The organism is Paenibacillus sp. DRB1-1 (genome assembly GCF_052119485.1).
Taxonomy (GTDB): domain Bacteria; phylum Bacillota; class Bacilli; order Paenibacillales; family Paenibacillaceae; genus Paenibacillus; species Paenibacillus polymyxa_B.
In genome coordinates, this window is the sequence record NZ_JBODQH010000001.1 from 4,844,567 (window position 1) to 4,864,472 (window position 19,906).

The following is a 19,906-nucleotide window of genomic DNA, read 5'->3' on the forward strand; positions in this document are numbered from 1 at the left end:
AACCATTTGATCAAAACAGTTCATGTCAGCCATGTCGGACGTGTACGTTCGGTGAATGAGGATTCTGCCTGGATCAGGCACTTGGAGCAAGGCTATATTCTTGGGATTGTTGCCGATGGTATGGGGGGGCATTTGGCCGGTGATACGGCCAGCCGCCTTGCGGTAGAGACACTTGCCGCTGATTTGGCGACGCTGGAGAGCGGATTATCCGCACATTCTTTGACGGCGGCGCTCAGCGACGCTATTTTGCATGCCAATGATGTCATCTTCCAGACGGCAGCACGCGATGAAAAGTATCATAATATGGGAACGACAGTTGTTGCGGTTTTATTAAACGACGCATCCGGAATTATCGGACATATCGGTGACAGTCGTGCCTATGTTATTTCCAAAGGAGCGGTACGTCAGCTTACAGAAGACCATACTTTGGTTAATGAGCTGTTCAAAAACGGTCAGATCAGTAAGGAAGAACGGGAGAACCATCCTCGTCGCAATGTACTGACACGGGCGCTGGGCACTGATTCCGAGGTGAAAGTGGATATTGACTCCATTGCGCTGGAAAAAGGCGATGTACTGTTACTGTGTAGCGACGGATTAAGCAATCTGGTAACGGAAGAACAAATCAGCAAAGTAGTAGGTGCCGCAGAGAATCCTTTGGAGGAGCGCGCGGATCGTCTGCTACATCTGGCGTTGCTTGCCGGAGGAGACGATAACATTACTGTAGCTTTGTTTGAATTGCCCGACGACACGGTTTCATTGAGTGAAAAGGGGTGTGACGCATGATCGGGCACCTGCTAGGGGGAAGATACGAAATTATTGAGCGTATCGGTGGCGGCGGTATGGCGCTGGTGTATAAGGCTCAAGACATTTTGCTGAATCGCAATGTCGCAGTTAAAGTGTTGCGCCAGCAATTTGTTCATGATGAGGAATTTATTCGCCGATTTCGGCGTGAGGCGCAGTCTGCGGCCTCGCTTTCGCATTCGAATGTGGTCAGTATTTATGATGTCGGCCAAGAGGATGAAATCCATTATATTGTAATGGAGTGCATCGAAGGTAAAAATTTGAATGAGATTATTAAAGAACGTGCGCCATTGCAAGTGGATGAAGCAGTACGGATTGCTTCCCAGATTTGTGATGCGCTGGAGCATGCCCATCAAAATCAGATCATTCACCGAGACATTAAGCCTCATAATATATTAATTGGACGTAATGGACGGGTTAAGGTAACTGATTTTGGGATTGCTAGAGCTGTTACGTCAACGACCATTACCCAGACGGGTTCTGTTGTGGGTTCTGTTCATTATTTTTCACCTGAGCATGCAAAGGGTGTCGTCACCGGCGAAAAATCGGACTTATATTCTTTAGGTATTGTCTTATATCAAATGCTGACGGCGCAGCTCCCTTTCCTGGGAGAAAGTCCAATTAGTGTAGCGCTCAAGCATTTGCAAGAGGAATTTGAGGAACCGCGTAAAATCAATCCGTTGATTCCGCAAAGTGTGGAAAATGTCATTCTAAAATCCATGCGCAAAAATCCAGAAGAGCGTTATCAATCGGCAGACGAAATGCTAAAAGATCTGGAAACCTGTTTGCTGCCGGGACGGCGTAATGAATCCAAGCTGGAGTTTACACATTTGGATGATGAGGATCAAACACGGGTTATTCCGGCTATTAAGCCTCAACAATTAGGGATGTCTTCTAGTGGCGATGATGTACCTGCCCAACCGCGTGAGTCTGAACAGCTTTCGAGCAAGCAATCGTCCAAAAAAAGTAGAAAAAAAGCGATCTTGTGGGTAACACTAGTATTGGTGTTACTTCTGTGCATGGGCGGAGTGGTGTACTATGTGCAAAGTGTACTCGTCGTGCCTGAGGTAAAAGTACCGAGCGTATTGACACAAACAGAAGACCAAGCGAAGGTTAACCTCAGTAAAGCGGGATTACTCATTGAGGAGCCAATCCAGCATGAATACAAAGAAGGAATCGCGCCTGGAGTTGTGTTTTATCAAAGCTATCCTGCAGATTCTTTAGTCAAGGAAGGAACTAAGATTAGTCTGAAAGTCGGGATTGCCAAGCCGCTCACCCCGATGCCTGATGTCAAAGGCCAAAGCTACGAGAATGCTGTTAAGCTGCTGACCGCCCAGCAAATTAAGGAAACGCAGATTCAGCAAAATGAGCAGTTTAGTGATCAGGCCGCAGGGACTGTCCTTAGTCAGACACCCGCTGCAAATGAGCCATTTGATAAGGATTCAGTCCAGGTTGTGCTCACAGTCAGCAAGGGCGCTGACACTGTGAAAATGCCAAGTCTCGTAGGGAAGACGCAGAATCAAGCGGAAAATGAGGTCAAAAAGGCAGGGCTGAAGGTTGGCTCGATTAAAGAAGAATTTAGCTATGAACAGGAAAAAGGAAGGGTAACCAAACAGTGGCCGTCAGAGGCAGGCAGTGAGTTGCCACCAAATACGGAAATTACGTTTTATGTAAGCACTGGTTATCCACCAGAAGCGATTACGCTGCCATTTAATGTGCCTGTTGCGCCGAAGGAAGAGGGTAAAAACAGCAAAATTCGTATCACTTATACGGATGCACGTGGAGAAAATCAGGAATGGGGAAGCCGTACAATTAATACGACACAGGTGTTCACTATCAACCTGTTAATGGCTCCGAACAAAGACAGTGTCGTCTCAGTATTTAGAGATGGTGACTTTATTGATACGTATCCAGTCTCTTATATTGAGGCGAAAAATGGAACGGTGACGATGCCTCAAATTGCTCCGCCTGCCGGAACTTCACCAACGGATACACCTGATGGTACTTCCTCGCAGAATGGAAGTGGAAACGGCGAGGAAGGTGATAGCGGGGGTTCTTCTAATGATAGTGGTAATAGTGGGGGCGACTCGAACAATCAGGAGGGCACAGGAGGTAATGGTGACCCTTCCGCCTTTGTTCCTGGAACAAATTCCACGGGGGGTACGCGCAGTGAGTTGGCAGTTAGTCATAAAAACAACCCAGGCCACGCTTCCCACAAAAAGAAGGAAAAAGTGATTGAGGCTGTTCAGCATCAGTAAACTTGCAATAGGAAGATGCTCAACCTGTTATACGCAATGAAACTTGAACATTATGAAGGAGGACATCTTACACATGCCTGAAGGTCTGATCGTCAAGGCGCTTAGCGGATATTATTATGTCTCCAGCCTGGATCAGGATGGGCGTCCGGTATCTGGCGAAGCTACGGTACAATGCAGAGCACGCGGCATTTTTAAGAAAAAAGAGATTACGCCTCTTGTCGGTGATCGGGTCGTTTACGAACTGACTGAGAACGGGGAAGGTATGGTCGAGGAGATTAGAAAGCGTACGACAGAGCTAATTCGTCCTCCGGTAGCTAATACCACGCTTGCCGTGCTACTGTTTTCCTTGCGTGAGCCGGATTTAAACCTGCCTTTACTGGACAAATTTTTAGTCCATATTGAGCACGCCGGACTGGATACGATTATCTGTCTGACTAAGCGCGATTTGTATGAAGGCAGCCCTTCAGAGGATGACACCGTGCTGGCCGTTCAGGAAATGTACCGGAAGATCGGTTATGAGGTGCTGGTAACCAGTGCCCGTACCGGAGAAGGGACGGCTGAGCTTAAGAAGCTGTTGGCTGGTCAAATCAGCGTGTTTTCCGGGCAGTCAGGTGTAGGAAAGTCTTCCATGCTTAATGCTCTGGAGCCTGGATTAACGCTGGAGACGAGCGCCATAAGCAATAAGCTGGGCCGAGGAAAACATACAACTCGTCATGTGGAGCTGATTCCTCTAGACAACGGAGGGTTTGTAGCAGATACACCAGGGTTTAGCCAGCTGGATTTTCTGGAGCTAGGTGTGGATGAGTTATCTCCCTGTTTTCGTGAATTCCAGAAGTATGCGGAAGGATGTAAATTTCGGGGGTGTACCCATATTCACGAGCCTAGCTGTAAAGTAAGAGAGGCCCTGGAAGAAGGCCGTATTTCACAGGGACGATATGATAGCTATTTGCAGTTCTATCAGGAACTAAAAGAAAAAAAGCGGAGGTACTGAGTATATGTTAAAAATAGCACCGTCGATTTTATCCGCTGATTTTGCTCGCTTGGGCAGTGAAGTTGCGGAAGCTGAGGCAGGAGGGGCAGACTGGATTCATGTGGATGTAATGGATGGACATTTTGTATCCAATATTACACTGGGCCCACCTATCGTTCAGGCTATTCGTCCGCATACGACTCTTCCCTTGGATGTTCATCTGATGATTGAGCATCCTGAACGCTATATTGGCGATTTCGTAAAAGCAGGAGCCAATATCATCACTGTTCATGCTGAGGCTTGTGTTCATTTGCATGGTGTCCTTCACTTGATCAAGCAGCAAGGCGCTCTGGCTGGAGTGGCTCTCAATCCGGGTACTTCACCATACGCGATCAAGGAAGTGCTGCCAAATGTGGATATGATTCTGGTGATGACGGTCAATCCTGGCTTTGGAGGTCAGTCCTTCATTCCAGAGACGTTAAATAAAATCAGACAAATTCGTGCTTGGCTGAACGAATTGGGTCGTCCAGACGTACATATCGAGGTAGACGGAGGTATTGCGGAGGAGACGGCACCAGCCGTATTTGAAGCGGGGGCTGACGTGTTGGTGGCTGGTAGTGCGGTATTCGGCAGAGCAGACCGCGCAGCGGCTATTACTGCGATTCGGGACAGTGCAGCTCGTTTGTCCAAGTGAAGCTGACTGAAGCATTGTGGATGACTGTAGCGAGCATGGCGACGGGGTTGACCCTTAGCTGTTTCTCGCTAGTGAAGGCTCCTTGGAATGCCGTTCTTTCACTTTTGGCTGTTCTAATTGTACTGTTTTATTTTCGAAAAAATGAACGGCGTGGTTTACGAATAGGTTTTGTGGTGTGCAGCGTACTTTATTATATCCTGTTTATTTTCATACTCTCAGCATATCTCTATGTTCGCGGACTTGTCTGATGGTATAGCCTGGGATGGTTGCGCATAAATATGGTTACATGAGCGGGATTCTCATGTAGCCTTTTTTTGTGGGGCAACAACCCTTGACAGGTTGCATAAACTACAGAGAACGGATGCAGGAGGATGATGGGGAGGGTGAGGCATGAAGTTTTACACAATCAAGCTGCCAAAGTTTCTGGGTGGATTCGTTAAAGCCATTTTGAATACATTCCAGAAAAACTGAATTCAACGTAATGTAAACACAGGATGTAGGATGAAAGCTGGAGGTACACAGTACACAGGGCACGCTTCCCGGGCACAACAGATAGGTAGCTCGGCAGTAAAAGATAGGAACGCACGGGAAGGTGCCTGACATTTTGTTCTCCTGAACCAGATGGATATTACTTTTCGAATAACCAAAAAAGCACCCGTTTAAAACGAGGTGCCTTTTGTTTATAACGATATTTTTTTACGACTACACGCGAGTCACTTTACCGGCTTTCAATGCACGAGTGCTGACATAAACGCGTTTCGGTTTACCGTTAACGAGAATGCGAACTTTTTGTACGTTGACGCCCCAAGTACGGCGATTACGGTTGTTAGCGTGAGATACGTGGTTACCGCTGCCAGGCTTTTTGCCTGTTACAGAACATTTACGAGACATGATTCCACCTCCTATTCTGAAAATAACCAAATTCCATACGGAACGGGTCTCTCTTCAGGCCGACTGGGTCAGCCGGACTTTGTAAGTCACTAACCTGAACAAAACAATACTTAAATATAATATCATAGTCAAAAAAGCTCCGTCAACTGATTCAAAAACTTTATTTATTTCTCTTTCGCATTATAGTACAATATGGGATAGTTATTGCTGCGATTATTTTGTATTTAAATGGAATGTGAATTCTTATTCCAGTCATGCCGGCAGTTCAGAGGCGGGACTATAGTCATCATTCCAGCCGATGATTTATTGTTAGGCAGTTGACTGGTTTTTCATTTTATATGACCTGTAGAAGAACGACCAGACGTGAGTACAAAAGTGTGACATTCGTATTCGTCGTCTGGCTTTAGTATAATTCAATTGAACCTGTACGCACAGTTGAATAAGGTGTTGTGAAGGTTGATAGTAAAACAAGTGTATTAAGCTAGGAAGGGGAATTCTCTTGAGTAATCGTTCTTTGAATGGAACAGATTTTACCGCAATGGTTTTAGCCGGGGCGGAACAATTACAGCAGCATGCGGAACATGTCAATTCACTAAATGTATTCCCAGTGCCAGACGGTGATACGGGAACCAACATGAATTTGACGATGAGCGCGGGCGTAACGGAATTAAAGAGGGGGGACTCTTCCTCCATCGGTGTCATGTCCGGCATATTATCCAAAGGTTTGCTGATGGGAGCCCGCGGCAATTCAGGGGTTATCCTGTCTCAGTTGTTTCGTGGCTTCAGCCGTTACGCTGCCCCATACGAGGAATTGAATACCCTTCAGTTCGCATCGGCATTGCAGAGCGGGGTGGATGCGGCCTACAAGGCGGTTGTTAAGCCGGTGGAGGGTACAATTCTTACCGTGGCGAAGGAAGCGGCCAGGCATGCTGTGTTTTTCTCGCGCCGGACGAACGACATCACGGAACTGATGGAAGAAGTGCTTGCCAAAGCGAAGGAAACGCTTGCCATGACGCAGGACATGCTCCCTGTATTGAAGCAAGTAGGAGTTGTAGATTCGGGTGGGCAAGGTCTTGTGTACATTTATGAAGGTTTTATGCAGCATCTTGGAAGCGGCCTGGTGACGTCTTCAACTGCAAAAAGTGATAATGTACGCACGGTTTTTGCTCCTCACGTATCGGAGAGACCTACTGCTACTGCAGTTGTTCCTTCCCCAGATGCGCCGATTTCTGCGCAAGCGAAGCTCGAAACGGATAATATTGAATTTTTGTATGATATGGAGTTTTTTATTAATCGACAATTGGGCGAAGCGCAGGGTACCGATTTTGATGAGGAAGCCTTCCGGAAAGCGTTATCAGTAGATGGTGATTCTATTATCGTAATTTCAGACGATGATGTCATCAAGGTTCACGTGCATTCTAAGGCTCCTGGTGAAGTGCTGAATTTGGCACTGCGCTACGGAGAAATTACACAGATTCGTATTTTAAATATGCGCGAGCAGCATCGTGATTTGTTGTCTGCGGGTATGGATGTTGCTCCTGAGCCTGAGTGGTTTGCTGAAATACCAACAGAGCCTGCACGTGAGGAAGAGCCGTCTGAGCCCCCCGCTCATGAACTGGCATCCTTTGGTTTTATAGCTGTGGCTTCCGGTGAAGGAATTGCTGATATTTTCAGAAGTTTAGGCGTCGATGTTGTCCTTTCTGGCGGCCAGACAATGAATCCGAGCACAGAGGACTTCGTTAATGCGGCGCGCTCGATTGCGGCTCAACATATTTTTATTCTTCCGAATAATTCCAATATTATTTTGGCGGCAGAACAAGCACGTGAACTGCTAGAGATGGAACGTATGGTGTCGGTTATTCCGAGCAAAACAATTCCTCAGGGGATTGCGGCGGCATTTGCCTTCCAGGAGGAAGAGGCTTTTGAGGTAAATCAGGACAATATGCGTGACGCAGTCACCCGGGTGAAGTCTGGGCAAGTGACCTACGCGGTACGGGATACGACGCTTGATGACCTGCATATTACAGCCGGGCACTACATCGGTATTCAGGATTCCAAGATTGTAGCGACCGAGGAACACTTAATGGCAACGTCTCGTCTTTTGCTAGCGAAAATGCTGGTGAATGGCGATGAAATTGTTACGATTCTCACAGGTTCAGACGCGAATCAAGAAGACACAGATCAGCTTGTTGCATGGCTTGAAGAAAATTATGCGGATGCTGAAGTGGAAGTTCATGAAGGTGGTCAGCCGATTTATCCTTATTTGTTCTCAGTGGAAACCTGATGTGCTTTAGCACGCCCATGGAAGTCCACAACAAAAGGAGGTCTGACTGATGAGCAGTACCATCATTTTGACGGATAGCACGGCTGATATTCCACCGGAATTAGCAGACCGTCTCGGTATAGTTGTTGTACCATTGACAGTGATGTTCGGCAGCACAGCTTACCTGGACGGCATTGAGATGTCAGCGTTGCAGTTTTACAGCGAACTAGTACGGGCTGATGAGCTACCTACGACATCACAGCCTTCACCAGCCCGTTTTTTGGAGACATACACGACGCTGTTGGAGCAATACCCCGAGAGCCAGGTTATCTCTATCCATTTATCCTCGGGTGTGAGCGGAACGTATCAGTCTGCTCTGCTGGGCAAATCCATGCTGGAGAAGCATGAACATAGAGTGACTGTGGTGGATTCCAAATCAGCTTCATACGGATACGGCATGCTAGTGGTTTATGCGGCAGAGCTGGCGGCTGCCGGGCATTCCCCGGCTGATATCGTTCGGGCTGTGGAACGTCGTGGGGAGCGCCGTCGTTTGTATTTCCTGGTGGATACCCTGGAATACTTACAAAAAGGCGGACGTATTGGCAAGGCAGCGGCAATGGTTGGTACGTTACTTAACATTAAGCCGATTCTTTCGATTGACAAAGAAGGTATTATTTATTCGGTCGATAAGGCGAGAGGGCATAAAAAAGCGACAGCACGTATAATTGAACTACTGGAGCGGGATTTAAAAGGCCAAAAAATTAATATTGCTGTGGGTCATACGGCAGATCGCTCAGCGGCAGAAGCGTTCGTGGCTCAGCTGGCAGAGCATTTTGAGCTGGGAGATCGAATATATACTGAACTTGGCGCTGTGATTGGGACCCATGTAGGGCCAGGAACGATTGGCATTTTTGTATGGCCGGCCGGAGATGAGAGGTAATATGCTGCAATTGGATCAAATACCTTTAAAACAAATACATGGCGTGAGTGCTCTCAAAGAGGGAGAGCTTCACGCTTTTGGCATTTCTAACATACAGGACATGCTGGAATATTATCCGTTTCGGTATGAAGATTACCGACTGCGCTCGCTAAGCGAAGTGAAGGATGGAGATAAGATTACAGTACAGGCCAAAATTATGGGCATTCCGGTGCTTCAGCGTTACGGGCGCAAATCAAGGTTGACTTGTAAATTGATGGCCGAGGATTGGATGTTTACCGCGACGTGGTTTAATCGGCATTTCATGAAGGAGCAGCTAACCTCAGGTCGTGAAATTGTGGTGACTGGTAAATGGGATCTCAAACGGATGCAGATGACTGTTGCAGATTCTGAGTTTCCTGATAAAGGAGTAGCCCGCTCGGGGACACTTCAACCTGTGTACTCTATAGGCGGCAAGATTACGCAAAGCTGGATGCGAAAAACAATGAGCCAGACACTTCAGCAGTTTGGTGAAATGATCCCCGAAATATTGCCTGAGTTGCTTGTGCGTAAATATAGTATGATGCCGCGCAAGCAGGCTATTGCAGGTATACACCAGCCTCAGGACAACCGCGAGGGGCAAGAGGCTCGTCGGCGGATGGTGTATGAGGAGCTATTTTTATTTCAGCTGAAAATGCAGGCATTCCGGGCGCTAAATCGTGGTCGAGCGGACGGGGTGGTACATACCGTGGATAACGCCACGATTCGTGAATTTGTAAGGGCTTTGCCTTTTGAATTAACGGATGCACAGAAGAAGGTAGAGCTTGAAATACTGCACGATCTACGCTCACCTTATTGTATGAACCGTCTGCTTCAGGGAGATGTTGGGTCAGGTAAAACAGTTGTTGCTGCCATCGGTTTATTTGCCACAGTACGTTCCGGTTTTCAGGGAGCGCTGATGGTGCCAACCGAAATATTGGCCGAGCAGCATATGCGATCGCTTCACAAGCTATTTGAGCCCTTTGGAATCAGTGTGGGCCTACTGACTGGGAGTACAACCGGGAAGAAGCGTAAGGAGCTGCTAGCTGCTCTCCAAATGGGTCTGCTGGACATTGTAGTAGGCACCCATGCTCTCATTCAGGAGGATGTATATTTTCGCCAGCTTGGGCTTGTTGTAACGGATGAGCAGCATAGATTCGGAGTGAATCAGCGTAGTGTACTGCGTCGCAAAGGCTATAATCCCGATGTGCTGACGATGACGGCCACACCGATCCCCCGTACGCTGGCCATCACTGCGTTTGGCGATATGGATGTTTCTACGTTGTCAGAGCGGCCGAAGGGGCGTATTCCAATTTCCACCTATTGGGTGAAGCACGAACTGATGGATCGGGTACTTGGTTTTATTTCCCGCGAGGTAGATCAGGGACGGCAGGCTTATCTGATTTGCCCGTTGATTGAAGAGTCGGAGAAGCTGGACGTACAGAATGCCATCGATTTGCATATTCAAATGCAACAGGCTTTTCCACATTACCGCGTTGGGCTATTACATGGACGAATGACTCCCGCAGAAAAGGAAGAAGTTATGCGTTCTTTCTATGCGAATGAGGTTCAGTTGCTCGTTTCAACGACGGTTGTGGAGGTGGGGGTAGACGTCCCAAATGCGACGCTAATGATCATTATGGATGCGGATCGTTTTGGATTATCCCAGTTACATCAATTACGTGGACGAGTCGGACGGGGAGCACATGCCTCGTATTGTGTACTGATCGCTGATCCTAAGTCGGAGGTTGGTCAGGAGCGGATGAAGGTTATGACCGATACGGACGATGGTTTTGAGGTTGCTAGACGCGATCTGGATTTGAGAGGGCCAGGTGACTTTTTTGGCACCAAGCAGAGTGGGCTACCCGAGTTTCGTTTAGCAGATATGGTAGCGGATTTTGAGGTGCTGGAAAAGGCGCGTGAGGATGCAACTGATCTGATCAAGGATGCGTCCTTTTGGACATCTCCGCAGTATGAAGCACTGCGCGGTTATTTGCAAAAAGAACAGATTTTCCAGGGGGATCTCATCGACTAATCCACCATGAATCATGAGGTTGTTCTAAACGTTTTAAACAGATAGGCACAATAGACAGGCTGGCCGTCATATATTTGGGAATGACCGAATGATATGGGAGGTGTGGCAACATTGAGCTATCAGCAATATGGAATCAGTCCGCAACTGGTGGAGCGGATTAAGTTGAAAATGAAGAATCGTGCGCTCAAGGAGCGGGTTAAGCAGCAGATTGAAGGGGTGACTAAAGCGGACCTGCAAAATAAAGCTAAGGTGCGTCATCTTGTGAAGTCCACTTCTGCTATTTTAAACGAGCGTTTGACAGCTGCGCAGGAGGAGCAATTGACCGCCTTCGTATTGGCACAAAAAATTGATCCGTCCAATACATTCCATCTAATCAAGCTGTGGGGAATGTTCCGTTGATTGCTATTTGAAGAGGTGCTTCAAAGCGCTCTCCATGTTTTTTTTGTGAAGCGCAGATAAAAAAAGGATTGCCTGATATCAGGCGATCCTTTTTGGTTTGTATTAGTTCATTCCCCGGGCAATAGCTAGTGTGTGCTTATCATGAGACTTTCATTTGTAATGACCGCCAATTTTAATAGACCGTTCCATGGCCTGCCCGGCATCTGTTAACGACGATGCGCGCATGATGATGGACTGACCGTACCGATCCTTTAAAGTGTCCGTCACCTTTTCCAAAGCACGGGATCGCTCCTGATCCTCAAAAAAATCCAGCTGATACAGTTGATCATCCACCAATCCGCTTAAAGTAACCCCTGCGCGCTTCACGGGCATATGATTCCAAAAAGCATAAAAGATTTTTTTAACGGTTTCATATACCTTTTGGGTATGGTTTGTAGGATCGGGTATCTTCATTTGTCGGGAAAATCCGGTTGGTGCCTCGTAGGGACTGCATATACAATGAACAGTCACAACCGAGCCCATATATCCTTTGCGGCGAGCGTCCCGACACACCTCCTCTGTTAGTTCAAGCAGGATGGTTTCCACTTCCGCGGGCTGGAGATAGTCGCGGGGAAGAGTCATCATATGACCGATGGATTTGGGAGGTGTATTAAATGTTTCCGGCTTGACCGGGCTGTGATCGATCCCGTTAGCAGTTCGCCATATCACCTCTGCCTGAATATCGGACTGCTTGCCGAAATGAGACCGGAATCTGTCTTGTAGCCGGGGTAAGGGAGTACGTGCGATATCTCCAATGGTGTGTAGTCCAAGCTTCTCCAAATGCCGTTCCATGCGCGAACCGATGCCGAACATAAGGCGTACTGGCTGAGGCCACAGCAATGCTGCAATATCGGATGTAGGCAACAAGAAAATGCCACTGTCATTTTTTTTAGCCCATATATCTGTTGCGGTTTTAGCCAGCATTTTGTTGGAGCCGATGCCAATTCGAATCCATACTCCTGTTTGTGCCAGTACCTTTTGCTGAATTTCACTTGCAATACTCACCGGATCCCCGAACAGGGAGAGGCTTCCGCTCATATCCAGAAACTGTTCATCAATGCTGAAAACCTCAACCAAATCCGTATATTCATTATAGATTTCTGTTATTTTTAATGAGACATCGATATAATGCTGCATACGTGGGCGTACAATGATAAGGTCAGGACATTTTTTCACCGCTTCTCCCAGACGTTCTGCTGTAGATATACCGTATTTTTTTGCCAGCGGACACGCAGCTAAAATAATGCCTGAACGAAGTGCAGGGTCACCGGCCACAACGAGTGGCTTATGTTGGTATTTGGGATCATCTGCTTTTTCAATGCTGGTATAAAAACTTTGGCAGTCCGATAAGAATATGGTTCTATTTCTGCGTTCCTTCAAAAATCCGACCTCCTCTCCTGATATGTGTGGATCATCCTTCCAAAATATTCTTGAATGTATACTCTTATAGTAGTATTATATACAGAACAAGTGTTCCTAATACAAATGTATTTTTTGGAACGTTACAGTTTACGTAAAACCTAACATGGCGTATCATAATATCTTGAGCAAAAACAAGTGGAAATGAATGCATATTGAGGGGAGAAACCATTTTTATGAACCCAAAACGTCGACCATCATCTCAAAAACGCAGTAGGTGGCGTATTTTTGGCAGAGTTTTGCTTATTAATATCAAGTGGTTCTCGTTTGCGGGTGTACTTGGAGTGCTGTTTGCTGGAGGTCTTATATCCGGTTATGTAGCGGCACTGGTTCATGATGAACCTGTACGATCACGTCAGTTGATATATGAAAAGGTAAATGAGAACGCTCTGACCAGCTTTGTATTTTTTAATGACCAGGTAACTCCGGTTGGAAGAATGCGCATGGAGGAGGATCGACAGCTCGTTGATCTGAAGGATGTTCCTCAGTCTATTGTGGACGCCCTCATTTCAACGGAAGACAGCCAATTTTATGAGCATAGTGGTGTGGATTTAAAGGGAACAGCTCGTGCCGTTAAGCAGAAGCTTTTGAATGAAAACCGCCAAACAGGCGGCAGCACACTGACGCAGCAGGTAGCCCGAAGGGTTTTTCTTAGTCTGGATAAGACGGACAGTCGCAAGGTGAAGGAAATGCTGCTGGCACTGCGTATGGAGCGGTTTATGGGCAAGGATAAAATATTAACGGCTTACTTAAACAAAATGCCTTTTGGTAATGGTTCCGCTGGTTACAATTTATATGGAATCAAGTCTGCTTCGTTAGGGATTTTCAATGTAAGTGATCTACATAAGCTTCATATTGCTCAGGCGGCTTATTTGGCAGGTCTCCCGCAACTGCCATCTGTTTATTCCGCTTTTGATGGTAAAGGGAACTTTGATGAAGAAGGCTTCAATAAAGCGATGGAGCGCCAACGTGTCGTGTTGGGAAGAATGCTGGCAACAGGTAAACTTACGCTATCCGAATATAACGAGGCGCTTCAATTTGATGTGAAAGCCACTCTTGCGCCACATCGCGAAAAAAGTTATAACACATTTCCTTATTTGATGCTGGAGACAGAGCGGGAGGCCGCCCAATTGTTAGCGCTCCAGCAAAATCCCGATATCACGGCAGCCGAGATTTCCAAGCCTGAGCATGCCGAGCTTCTTCAAAATACGCGAGAAGAGTTGCAACGGTCCGGATATCGAATTTATACAACGATAAATAAGAAAATTTATAACAATATGCGGCAGATTGCAGCCAATCCACAAAATTTTTCTCCATACAGCAAGAAGAAGGGATTAGAGCAGATTGCAGCAATCATGATTGATCATAAAACAGGGGCTATACTCGGTATGATCGAGGGCAGGGATTTTAATACCGAGCAAATGAACTATGCAACTCAAATGACACGTCAGCCCGGTTCTGCCATGAAGCCTATTGCTGCTTATTTACCTGCTTTGGAAAAGGGCTACACTCAGCCAGCCGGTCTTATTGATGATTCACAAATCATATTGAAAGACGGGCGTAAAGGCTATCATATTCCTAAAAATTATAACAGACGGTACGAGGGGCTTATGACAGCCCGTGAAGCACTCAATCGGTCAATCAACATCCCTGCGCTGAGGCTGTTCTTATATGAAGTTAAAATTCCAAACGCTTGGAATTTTGTGCGTTCTCTTGGAATTACGACGATTCAGCCGCAGGATGAACATGCTCAGACAGGGGTTTTGGGTGGACTAAGCAAAGGGGTATCCGTGGAGGAACTGACCGCAGCATATGGAACGATTCCCAATATGGGTGTATATAATGCACCTCATCTGATCAGCAAAATTACGGATGCCAACGGGAAGATCGTGTATGAATTTAAACCACAGACGAAGCGTGTATATTCGCAGCAAACCGCATTTTTGATGACGGATATGCTCAAAACGGTTATATCAGATCCGAGGGGAACTGGTAAACGCCTGCAAAATGCTTTTAAAAGCTACGGTGCCATTGATATCGCCGGTAAAACCGGTACGACACAAAACTTTGGTGATGTGTGGTTTATGGGGTACACACCTGACGTTACACTAGGCGTCTGGGCTGGTTACCGTCAACAGGTTAATACATTATCTCAAGAAGGCCATTCCAGAGCACAGTCAGTGTGGGCACTGATCATGAATGAGGCGGTCAAGGACCAGCCTGAGCTTTTTAAGAATAAGCATTTTATACGGCCGGAAGGTGTTGTAAGAGTTACGGTTTCTAGCCTTACAGGTAAGCTGCCAGGGCATTATTCCCGCCAATCGGGTCAACTCGTGACTGACTGGTTTAATCAAAAGTATGTGCCTACCGAAGTTGGAAGAGAACAGCTTCCGCGTTCTGCTAGACCAGTGGCCCCTTCCAAACCAGATATCAAAGAAAAAGAAGTCCCAGAGGTTGAGGTACCTGCAATAGATCAAGAGAAAATTCCAGCAGAGGAAACGGATCCTGCTGTTCCTGATGCAGACACAGAGATAAATATGCCTAATGAGAATAACGATGTACCATCAACAGATACTTCGCAACCTTCTGTTGAAAACGAACAGGGGACTCCTTCTGAATCGGAAAGCCAGAGTGAGACTCCAAAAACCCAATCTGATGAAGTTATTTATCCAGAAATAATATCTGATCAACCCAAAAACTAAACGACAGGAACGGTTTAGTTTAAAATGCCGTTCCCGACAATGTCTACAGTGACCTGCGGATGAAAACGGACATTGGGGTATTCTTTATTCCAATCCACACTTTTCCATACTGCTGGATGATGGGCGATCAACTGTCTGCCTACGCCAAAGGCATCACATCCATTTTTCTGAAGTGTACGGATAATTTGTTCCGCATCCTGGGTCATGATTTCGGAAAGCTGACGGTTCAGACGCTGTACGTTAGCTTTATCTTGAAGATGGTTTCGTGCATATTCAACAATATTGATTGGCAATTTCAGGTTAAGATCCACATCAATTTGTCCATCGCGCTGAACTTTCACTTTAAGGCTACGTTTGAGATTCTGAATGTTAGCCTGATACGTAATAAAGTTTTGCACATCACCGACAGGTCCTGGATGTATCCTTTTTACAAAGCGAGCTGTATTTTTCCACTTTCCAGTCATCAGGACATATAAAACACCTTGCTCACTACTTAGGCTTCCTGTGAACTTTTGTCCGTGAAATAAGGCAATTCCACGTGCTGTAATATCTTCTCCTTCTTTGGAAAGATAGGGAAGCACAAAATCTTGACCCGGATCTAGCATTGGGGGGAGCAGGGTCTCCAGTGTCATTTCCGGGAACATACACATTTCCTCAAGGCTTCTGATTTTTTTGGTTATAAATTCGCCAATCAAGAGGCTACCTATGCTTTTTTGATCTATTATTTCTCCAGCTAATCCATCTACAATAGCTACCTTGACATGGGAAGTCGGATGGTCAGGCTCACGATACAGCACATCCAGATAGGGATATAGATCTTTTCGGGCCAAGCTTGTACCGTACAAAATAACTCCGTATTTGAAAAAGCGGATATCCCCGGTTACTTTGGCCCGGATTTTGTCTGTACTTTGCCGAACGGAATAGCCGGTGCCTGAATGAATTTCATTGGTGCTTTTACCTTGAGTGTTTTGAGAATCGTCTACTACTTCTAGCGTTTGCAACAACACGCCTTCAGGAGTGAGATCATAAGCCGATGCATTTGCCAATCGGGCATCCTTCAAACTGTCCTGATCCCAGCAGCCTGTTATAAAAATGAGTAGAGTCAGCATTCCAAGCGCTCTGCTCTTTTTTTTCATGTTTCAGGTCCCTCCTTTTTTTTGAAGAGATAGGATAGGATCAGCAGCAGAAAAGGGAGTACAATTAGGAAAATATAAGCAGAATTATTGGCTATGGAACCAATAAGCTCGAAATCTTCTCTTCGTTGAGGCAAATAGGCAATACAACATGAGGCGAGCACAACAAAGGGAACCGCTTTTTTGTGACTTTTCTGCTTGAATAGATAGCTTATTCCGTAAGACGCCGCATAATAATAACCACTTATAGCGCCAAAGATCGAAATGAGCCAAATCGGCAGAAAAATAAAATCGACCCGATCCATCGTTCCCAGCGGAATGGACCTGAGCAAATAAATGACTGGCTCCGGCATTAATTCAAGCTGTTGGGGGCTGAATACGGTTGTACAGGTAAATACGGTAAAACAATACAATAGTACCACGATCGCGTTAGCTGCCAGGATTGACTTGAGCTTGCCTATACTTTTTCCCTCAACCATGGGAAAGACGACAAGAATGAACTCAAAACCAAACATTGCTAGGAGCGTTTCTTTTGAACCGGCAATAATACGGGGCCATCCCGCCTCAGTCAGAGGTAGCAGATAAAGTGGGTTGGACTGCTTTATACCATAGCTAATTAACAGTATCATGGGCAAAATCAGAAATGAGATTAAAACAAGTACTCGGGCAATCGTTCTTAAATTTTCGCGAACCAGGTATATACTGCTAAACAAAAACAGGGCGAGTATAGCCCAACGGGGAGTATATTGCAGCATCCAGCGGTTAATGACGTCATAAGCGTTCACAAGAACCGAGGTACCCATGAGCAGATAGTAAGCAATGTAAGCCACAGTCAATCCTTTTCCAATCCAGGAACCAGTAATCTGGGTTAATATTTGATAAATCGAAGACGAGGGAAAACGTCTTAGCAGGAGCCAGCACATTAAAATAATGAGTTGAATCAGAAGGCCGCCAATAATGACAGATATCCAACCTCCTCCTTTAGCTGAAAGGTGCATCTGGTAAGGAAGTGACAAAATGTCTACGCCAATCTCAAACTTGATAATGAGAAAAAACAGTTGACCCGATGCAATGGTACTTTCTTTATTCACGTCGTTTCCAGCTCCTAGAGTCGTTCTGCTGCTTCAATTTTTGGGCTTGGGAATCATATGGTCGCTGATGGAATGTCCAAATCGGAAAGCGGATAAAAACATCTTTCATATCACCGAGCCGGAATGGTGCAAGAGGAGCAAAATAGGGCGTACCAAAGGTCTCCAGCTTGCAAAGGTGGATGGTAAGAAAAAGTAAACCGAAAGCAATGCCAATGTATCCAAACAAGGCTGCAGCAATCATCATCGGAAAACGAAGGATACGAACCGCTGAGCTCATTTCATGAGAAGGCACTAAAAAAGAAGAAATGGCTGTTAACGAGACGACGATGATCATCGTATATGACACGAGACCTGCCCGAACGATAGCATCTCCGATGACGAGACCGCCAACGATTCCAATAGTTTGACCAACCCGACTGGGTAGACGAACCCCAGCTTCGCGCAGTACCTCAAAGATCAATTCAAGTAGCATAGCCTCCACAATCGCTGGAAATGGAACGTTTTCCAGTGATTTTTTGATGGTATGCGCCAGCTCTAATGGCAAAATAGCTGAATGAAAAGCAATGGTCGCAATGTAAACGGCAGGCAGCGTAAAAGCGATCAAAAAGCTCATCATTCGAATCGTTCTTAGAAATGAACTAATAATCCAACGACCGTGATAATCATCTGGGCTTTGGTAAAATGCAAAAAAAGAAACGGGAGCTATTAAAGCAGTAGGGCTGCCTTCGGCCAAGATCGCTATTCGTCCCTCCATTAGATTGGCGGTCACACGATCCGGTCGTTCCGTGCTGAGCTGTTGAGGGAAGAGGGAAAAAGGGTTGTCCTCAATAAACTCTTGAATAAAACCGGGGGGAAGCACCATATCGGAGGAGATCGCTTTAATTCTCGTTTTCACTGCTTCCACTAGCTCAGGATTAGCCAAGTCTTGAACATAGACAATAGCGATTTTAGTCCGGGTTTTAGATCCCACATAAAAGTAGCGTACAACCAGTGACGGTGTGACAATTTGTTTGCGAATCAGATTCAGATTAATGGATAACTGCTCAATGAATCCATTGTGCGGTCCGCGAATAACCCCTTCGTTTTCTGGTTCGTCCGTACTGCGAGCATACGTTTTTTCGGAAGAAAGGATAAAAAATTCCTCCGCTCCATTTATCATAAAAATGCAATATCCCTGAATAAGCGAATCAGCAGCATTTTGAAGGTCGGTGTCTTTTTGACTGCTCAAGGTGGTGAACATTTGATGAGAGACTGAATCGATTTTCTCATATAAGGCACTCAGGATATGAGTTTGAACCATCTCCTGATCTACGAGCGAATCCATATAGAGCAGCATACCGTCTTTGCCGTCAACGGAAATCGCCTGCTTTTTTAAATCATCCGTGTAAAAAAGTGCTTGCTCAATAAAGGAAACATTCCTACTTAATTCACCGGAAGCTGCGTCATGTCCAGCCAAGAGAGCACCTCCTTTTTGGATGAGATAGGCATAATGTGTGTCAAATGGATTGAGTTTATCCATGATCTGGTGACTTATCCATTCTCGAATCAACTTCACTTCACGTAACGCAATAGTTTTATACTAGAATTTAGGTTGATAAATGGGAGGTGGGTTGGTTGTTTTGCAGGGATTGAAGATTAATCGTGCAAGAACTAGAGACGAGATTACAAGGGGGCTTAATCTTGAGTGGGGTCAATTCCCAGATAATGTCCCAATTTCCGTCGGACCTCGCTGCGAGCAAAGGATGAAAGCATGAAAAATCGCCTTTGATAGCCGCGACACACATACAAAACCTCTATGCCTTCATGATTTCGGATTTCGCTGTAAATTTTAACCCCTAGTGTTTTCATTTGCGCCTTTGTCTCTGCTAATTGAACAGCTACGCGCTGTTGTACTCCAGTCAGGCTACGAACATACAAATCGGGCATTTTTAGAGGAGAGGTATTTATAATATGAATGTCTCGTTCCAGCACATCCAGCACAAGAGTTAGAAGTACACAGATCTTGATCAGCCCTGCGTCTTCTTCAGAAGGCAAAGGAGCTTTATTCTTGTGGTTTAGTGTCTTTTGGTTTGGCATAAAAATCTCCTTTACTCCGAGTAAGAATACAATATATAATCAGTATATAGAACGTATGTTCTGTTTATACCTCCCTCATCATAGGAATTTTTCCATTACTAAAGCAATCATCAATTATTGGAAAAGTGGTAGGGAGCGATATCCTATGTGCCATTGTGTAAAGAATTCATGCGTTTATCG

General features: G+C 45.9%; 16 protein-coding genes. 10 read left to right on the top strand and 6 right to left on the bottom strand.

The features are described 5' to 3' along the window. Positions 1 to 6 precede the first annotated feature (6 nt). From ACQW03_RS21555 to spoVM, 5 genes are all read left to right on the top strand, one after another. Positions 7 to 783 carry a Stp1/IreP family PP2C-type Ser/Thr phosphatase gene (locus ACQW03_RS21555; protein ID WP_441951668.1) on the top strand — a complete coding sequence of 259 codons (777 nt, stop codon included), beginning with the start codon at positions 7 to 9 and terminating at the stop codon, positions 781 to 783. Further along, the gene (gene pknB, locus ACQW03_RS21560; RefSeq protein ID WP_076292977.1) at positions 780 to 3,059 is read left to right on the top strand and encodes a Stk1 family PASTA domain-containing Ser/Thr kinase; all 2,280 of its coding nucleotides are present in this window, start codon (positions 780 to 782) and stop codon (positions 3,057 to 3,059) included. The genes ACQW03_RS21555 and pknB overlap by 4 nt, the downstream gene beginning before the upstream one ends. A gap of 73 nt (positions 3,060 to 3,132) precedes the next feature. Then, positions 3,133 to 4,050, top strand: coding sequence for a ribosome small subunit-dependent GTPase A (gene rsgA / locus ACQW03_RS21565; RefSeq protein WP_441951670.1), 918 nt, complete (start codon positions 3,133 to 3,135; stop codon positions 4,048 to 4,050). A 4-nt stretch (positions 4,051 to 4,054) separates the two neighbouring features. Then, a complete protein-coding gene (gene rpe, locus ACQW03_RS21570) occupies positions 4,055 to 4,723 on the top strand; it encodes a ribulose-phosphate 3-epimerase (protein ID WP_441951672.1) in 669 nt (222 codons plus the stop codon). Positions 4,724 to 5,113: 390 nt separating this feature from the next. Continuing rightward, positions 5,114 to 5,194, top strand: coding sequence for a stage V sporulation protein SpoVM (gene spoVM, locus ACQW03_RS21575; protein ID WP_010345573.1), 81 nt, complete (start codon positions 5,114 to 5,116; stop codon positions 5,192 to 5,194). A gap of 231 nt (positions 5,195 to 5,425) precedes the next feature. Here the strand turns inward: spoVM and rpmB are convergent, their stop codons facing one another. Continuing rightward, positions 5,426 to 5,614, bottom strand: coding sequence for a 50S ribosomal protein L28 (gene rpmB / locus ACQW03_RS21580; RefSeq protein WP_013310881.1), 189 nt, complete (start codon positions 5,612 to 5,614; stop codon positions 5,426 to 5,428). A 499-nt stretch (positions 5,615 to 6,113) separates the two neighbouring features. Between rpmB and ACQW03_RS21585 the strand changes: the two genes are divergently transcribed. The 4 genes from ACQW03_RS21585 to ACQW03_RS21600 all read left to right on the top strand — a co-directional run bounded on the left by ACQW03_RS21585 (position 6,114) and on the right by ACQW03_RS21600 (position 11,266). After that, a complete protein-coding gene (locus tag ACQW03_RS21585; RefSeq protein WP_220025412.1) occupies positions 6,114 to 7,898 on the top strand; it encodes a DAK2 domain-containing protein in 1,785 nt (594 codons plus the stop codon). A 49-nt stretch (positions 7,899 to 7,947) separates the two neighbouring features. Beyond that, positions 7,948 to 8,817 carry a DegV family protein gene (locus ACQW03_RS21590; RefSeq protein ID WP_076292980.1) on the top strand — a complete coding sequence of 290 codons (870 nt, stop codon included), beginning with the start codon at positions 7,948 to 7,950 and terminating at the stop codon, positions 8,815 to 8,817. Between the two features lies 1 nt (position 8,818). After that, positions 8,819 to 10,867, top strand: coding sequence for an ATP-dependent DNA helicase RecG (gene recG, locus ACQW03_RS21595; RefSeq protein ID WP_071641550.1), 2,049 nt, complete (start codon positions 8,819 to 8,821; stop codon positions 10,865 to 10,867). Positions 10,868 to 10,978: 111 nt separating this feature from the next. Further along, a complete protein-coding gene (locus tag ACQW03_RS21600) occupies positions 10,979 to 11,266 on the top strand; it encodes a stage VI sporulation protein F (protein ID WP_013310877.1) in 288 nt (95 codons plus the stop codon). Between the two features lie 150 nt (positions 11,267 to 11,416). On the opposite strand, the gene ACQW03_RS21605 is transcribed toward ACQW03_RS21600, so the two are convergent. Next, on the bottom strand, positions 11,417 to 12,685 hold the full coding sequence (locus ACQW03_RS21605) for a DNA polymerase IV (protein ID WP_071641548.1): 1,269 nt from the start codon (positions 12,683 to 12,685) through the stop codon (positions 11,417 to 11,419). Positions 12,686 to 12,900: 215 nt separating this feature from the next. Between ACQW03_RS21605 and ACQW03_RS21610 the strand changes: the two genes are divergently transcribed. Continuing rightward, positions 12,901 to 15,426 (top strand): transglycosylase domain-containing protein, encoded by a 2,526-nt coding sequence (locus ACQW03_RS21610; protein WP_441951676.1) that lies wholly within the window; start codon positions 12,901 to 12,903, stop codon positions 15,424 to 15,426. Between the two features lie 14 nt (positions 15,427 to 15,440). On the opposite strand, the gene ACQW03_RS21615 is transcribed toward ACQW03_RS21610, so the two are convergent. From ACQW03_RS21615 to ACQW03_RS21630, 4 genes are all read right to left on the bottom strand, one after another. After that, the gene (locus ACQW03_RS21615; protein ID WP_071641545.1) at positions 15,441 to 16,562 is read right to left on the bottom strand and encodes a Ger(x)C family spore germination protein; all 1,122 of its coding nucleotides are present in this window, start codon (positions 16,560 to 16,562) and stop codon (positions 15,441 to 15,443) included. Beyond that, on the bottom strand, positions 16,559 to 17,650 hold the full coding sequence (locus tag ACQW03_RS21620) for a GerAB/ArcD/ProY family transporter (RefSeq protein ID WP_071641544.1): 1,092 nt from the start codon (positions 17,648 to 17,650) through the stop codon (positions 16,559 to 16,561). Before ACQW03_RS21620 ends, ACQW03_RS21615 begins: the two co-directional genes overlap by 4 nt. Further along, positions 17,643 to 19,106, bottom strand: coding sequence for a spore germination protein (locus ACQW03_RS21625; RefSeq protein WP_076292983.1), 1,464 nt, complete (start codon positions 19,104 to 19,106; stop codon positions 17,643 to 17,645). Before ACQW03_RS21625 ends, ACQW03_RS21620 begins: the two co-directional genes overlap by 8 nt. Positions 19,107 to 19,324: 218 nt before the next feature. Then, entirely contained in the window at positions 19,325 to 19,726 is a 402-nt protein-coding gene (locus tag ACQW03_RS21630; protein ID WP_441951680.1) for a hypothetical protein, read from the bottom strand. Positions 19,727 to 19,906: the final 180 nt, after the last annotated feature.

Coding starts and splice junctions, on each gene's coding strand:
- recG (WP_071641550.1), top strand. CDS start 8,819: ATGCTGCAATTGGATCAAATACCTTTAAAACAAATACATGGCGTGAGT.
- rpmB (WP_013310881.1), bottom strand. CDS start 5,614: ATGTCTCGTAAATGTTCTGTAACAGGCAAAAAGCCTGGCAGCGGTAAC.
- pknB (WP_076292977.1), top strand. CDS start 780: ATGATCGGGCACCTGCTAGGGGGAAGATACGAAATTATTGAGCGTATC.
- spoVM (WP_010345573.1), top strand. CDS start 5,114: ATGAAGTTTTACACAATCAAGCTGCCAAAGTTTCTGGGTGGATTCGTT.
- rsgA (WP_441951670.1), top strand. CDS start 3,133: ATGCCTGAAGGTCTGATCGTCAAGGCGCTTAGCGGATATTATTATGTC.
- ACQW03_RS21630 (WP_441951680.1), bottom strand. CDS start 19,726: ATGCCAAACCAAAAGACACTAAACCACAAGAATAAAGCTCCTTTGCCT.
- ACQW03_RS21590 (WP_076292980.1), top strand. CDS start 7,948: ATGAGCAGTACCATCATTTTGACGGATAGCACGGCTGATATTCCACCG.
- ACQW03_RS21615 (WP_071641545.1), bottom strand. CDS start 16,562: ATGAAAAAAAAGAGCAGAGCGCTTGGAATGCTGACTCTACTCATTTTT.
- rpe (WP_441951672.1), top strand. CDS start 4,055: ATGTTAAAAATAGCACCGTCGATTTTATCCGCTGATTTTGCTCGCTTG.
- ACQW03_RS21610 (WP_441951676.1), top strand. CDS start 12,901: ATGAACCCAAAACGTCGACCATCATCTCAAAAACGCAGTAGGTGGCGT.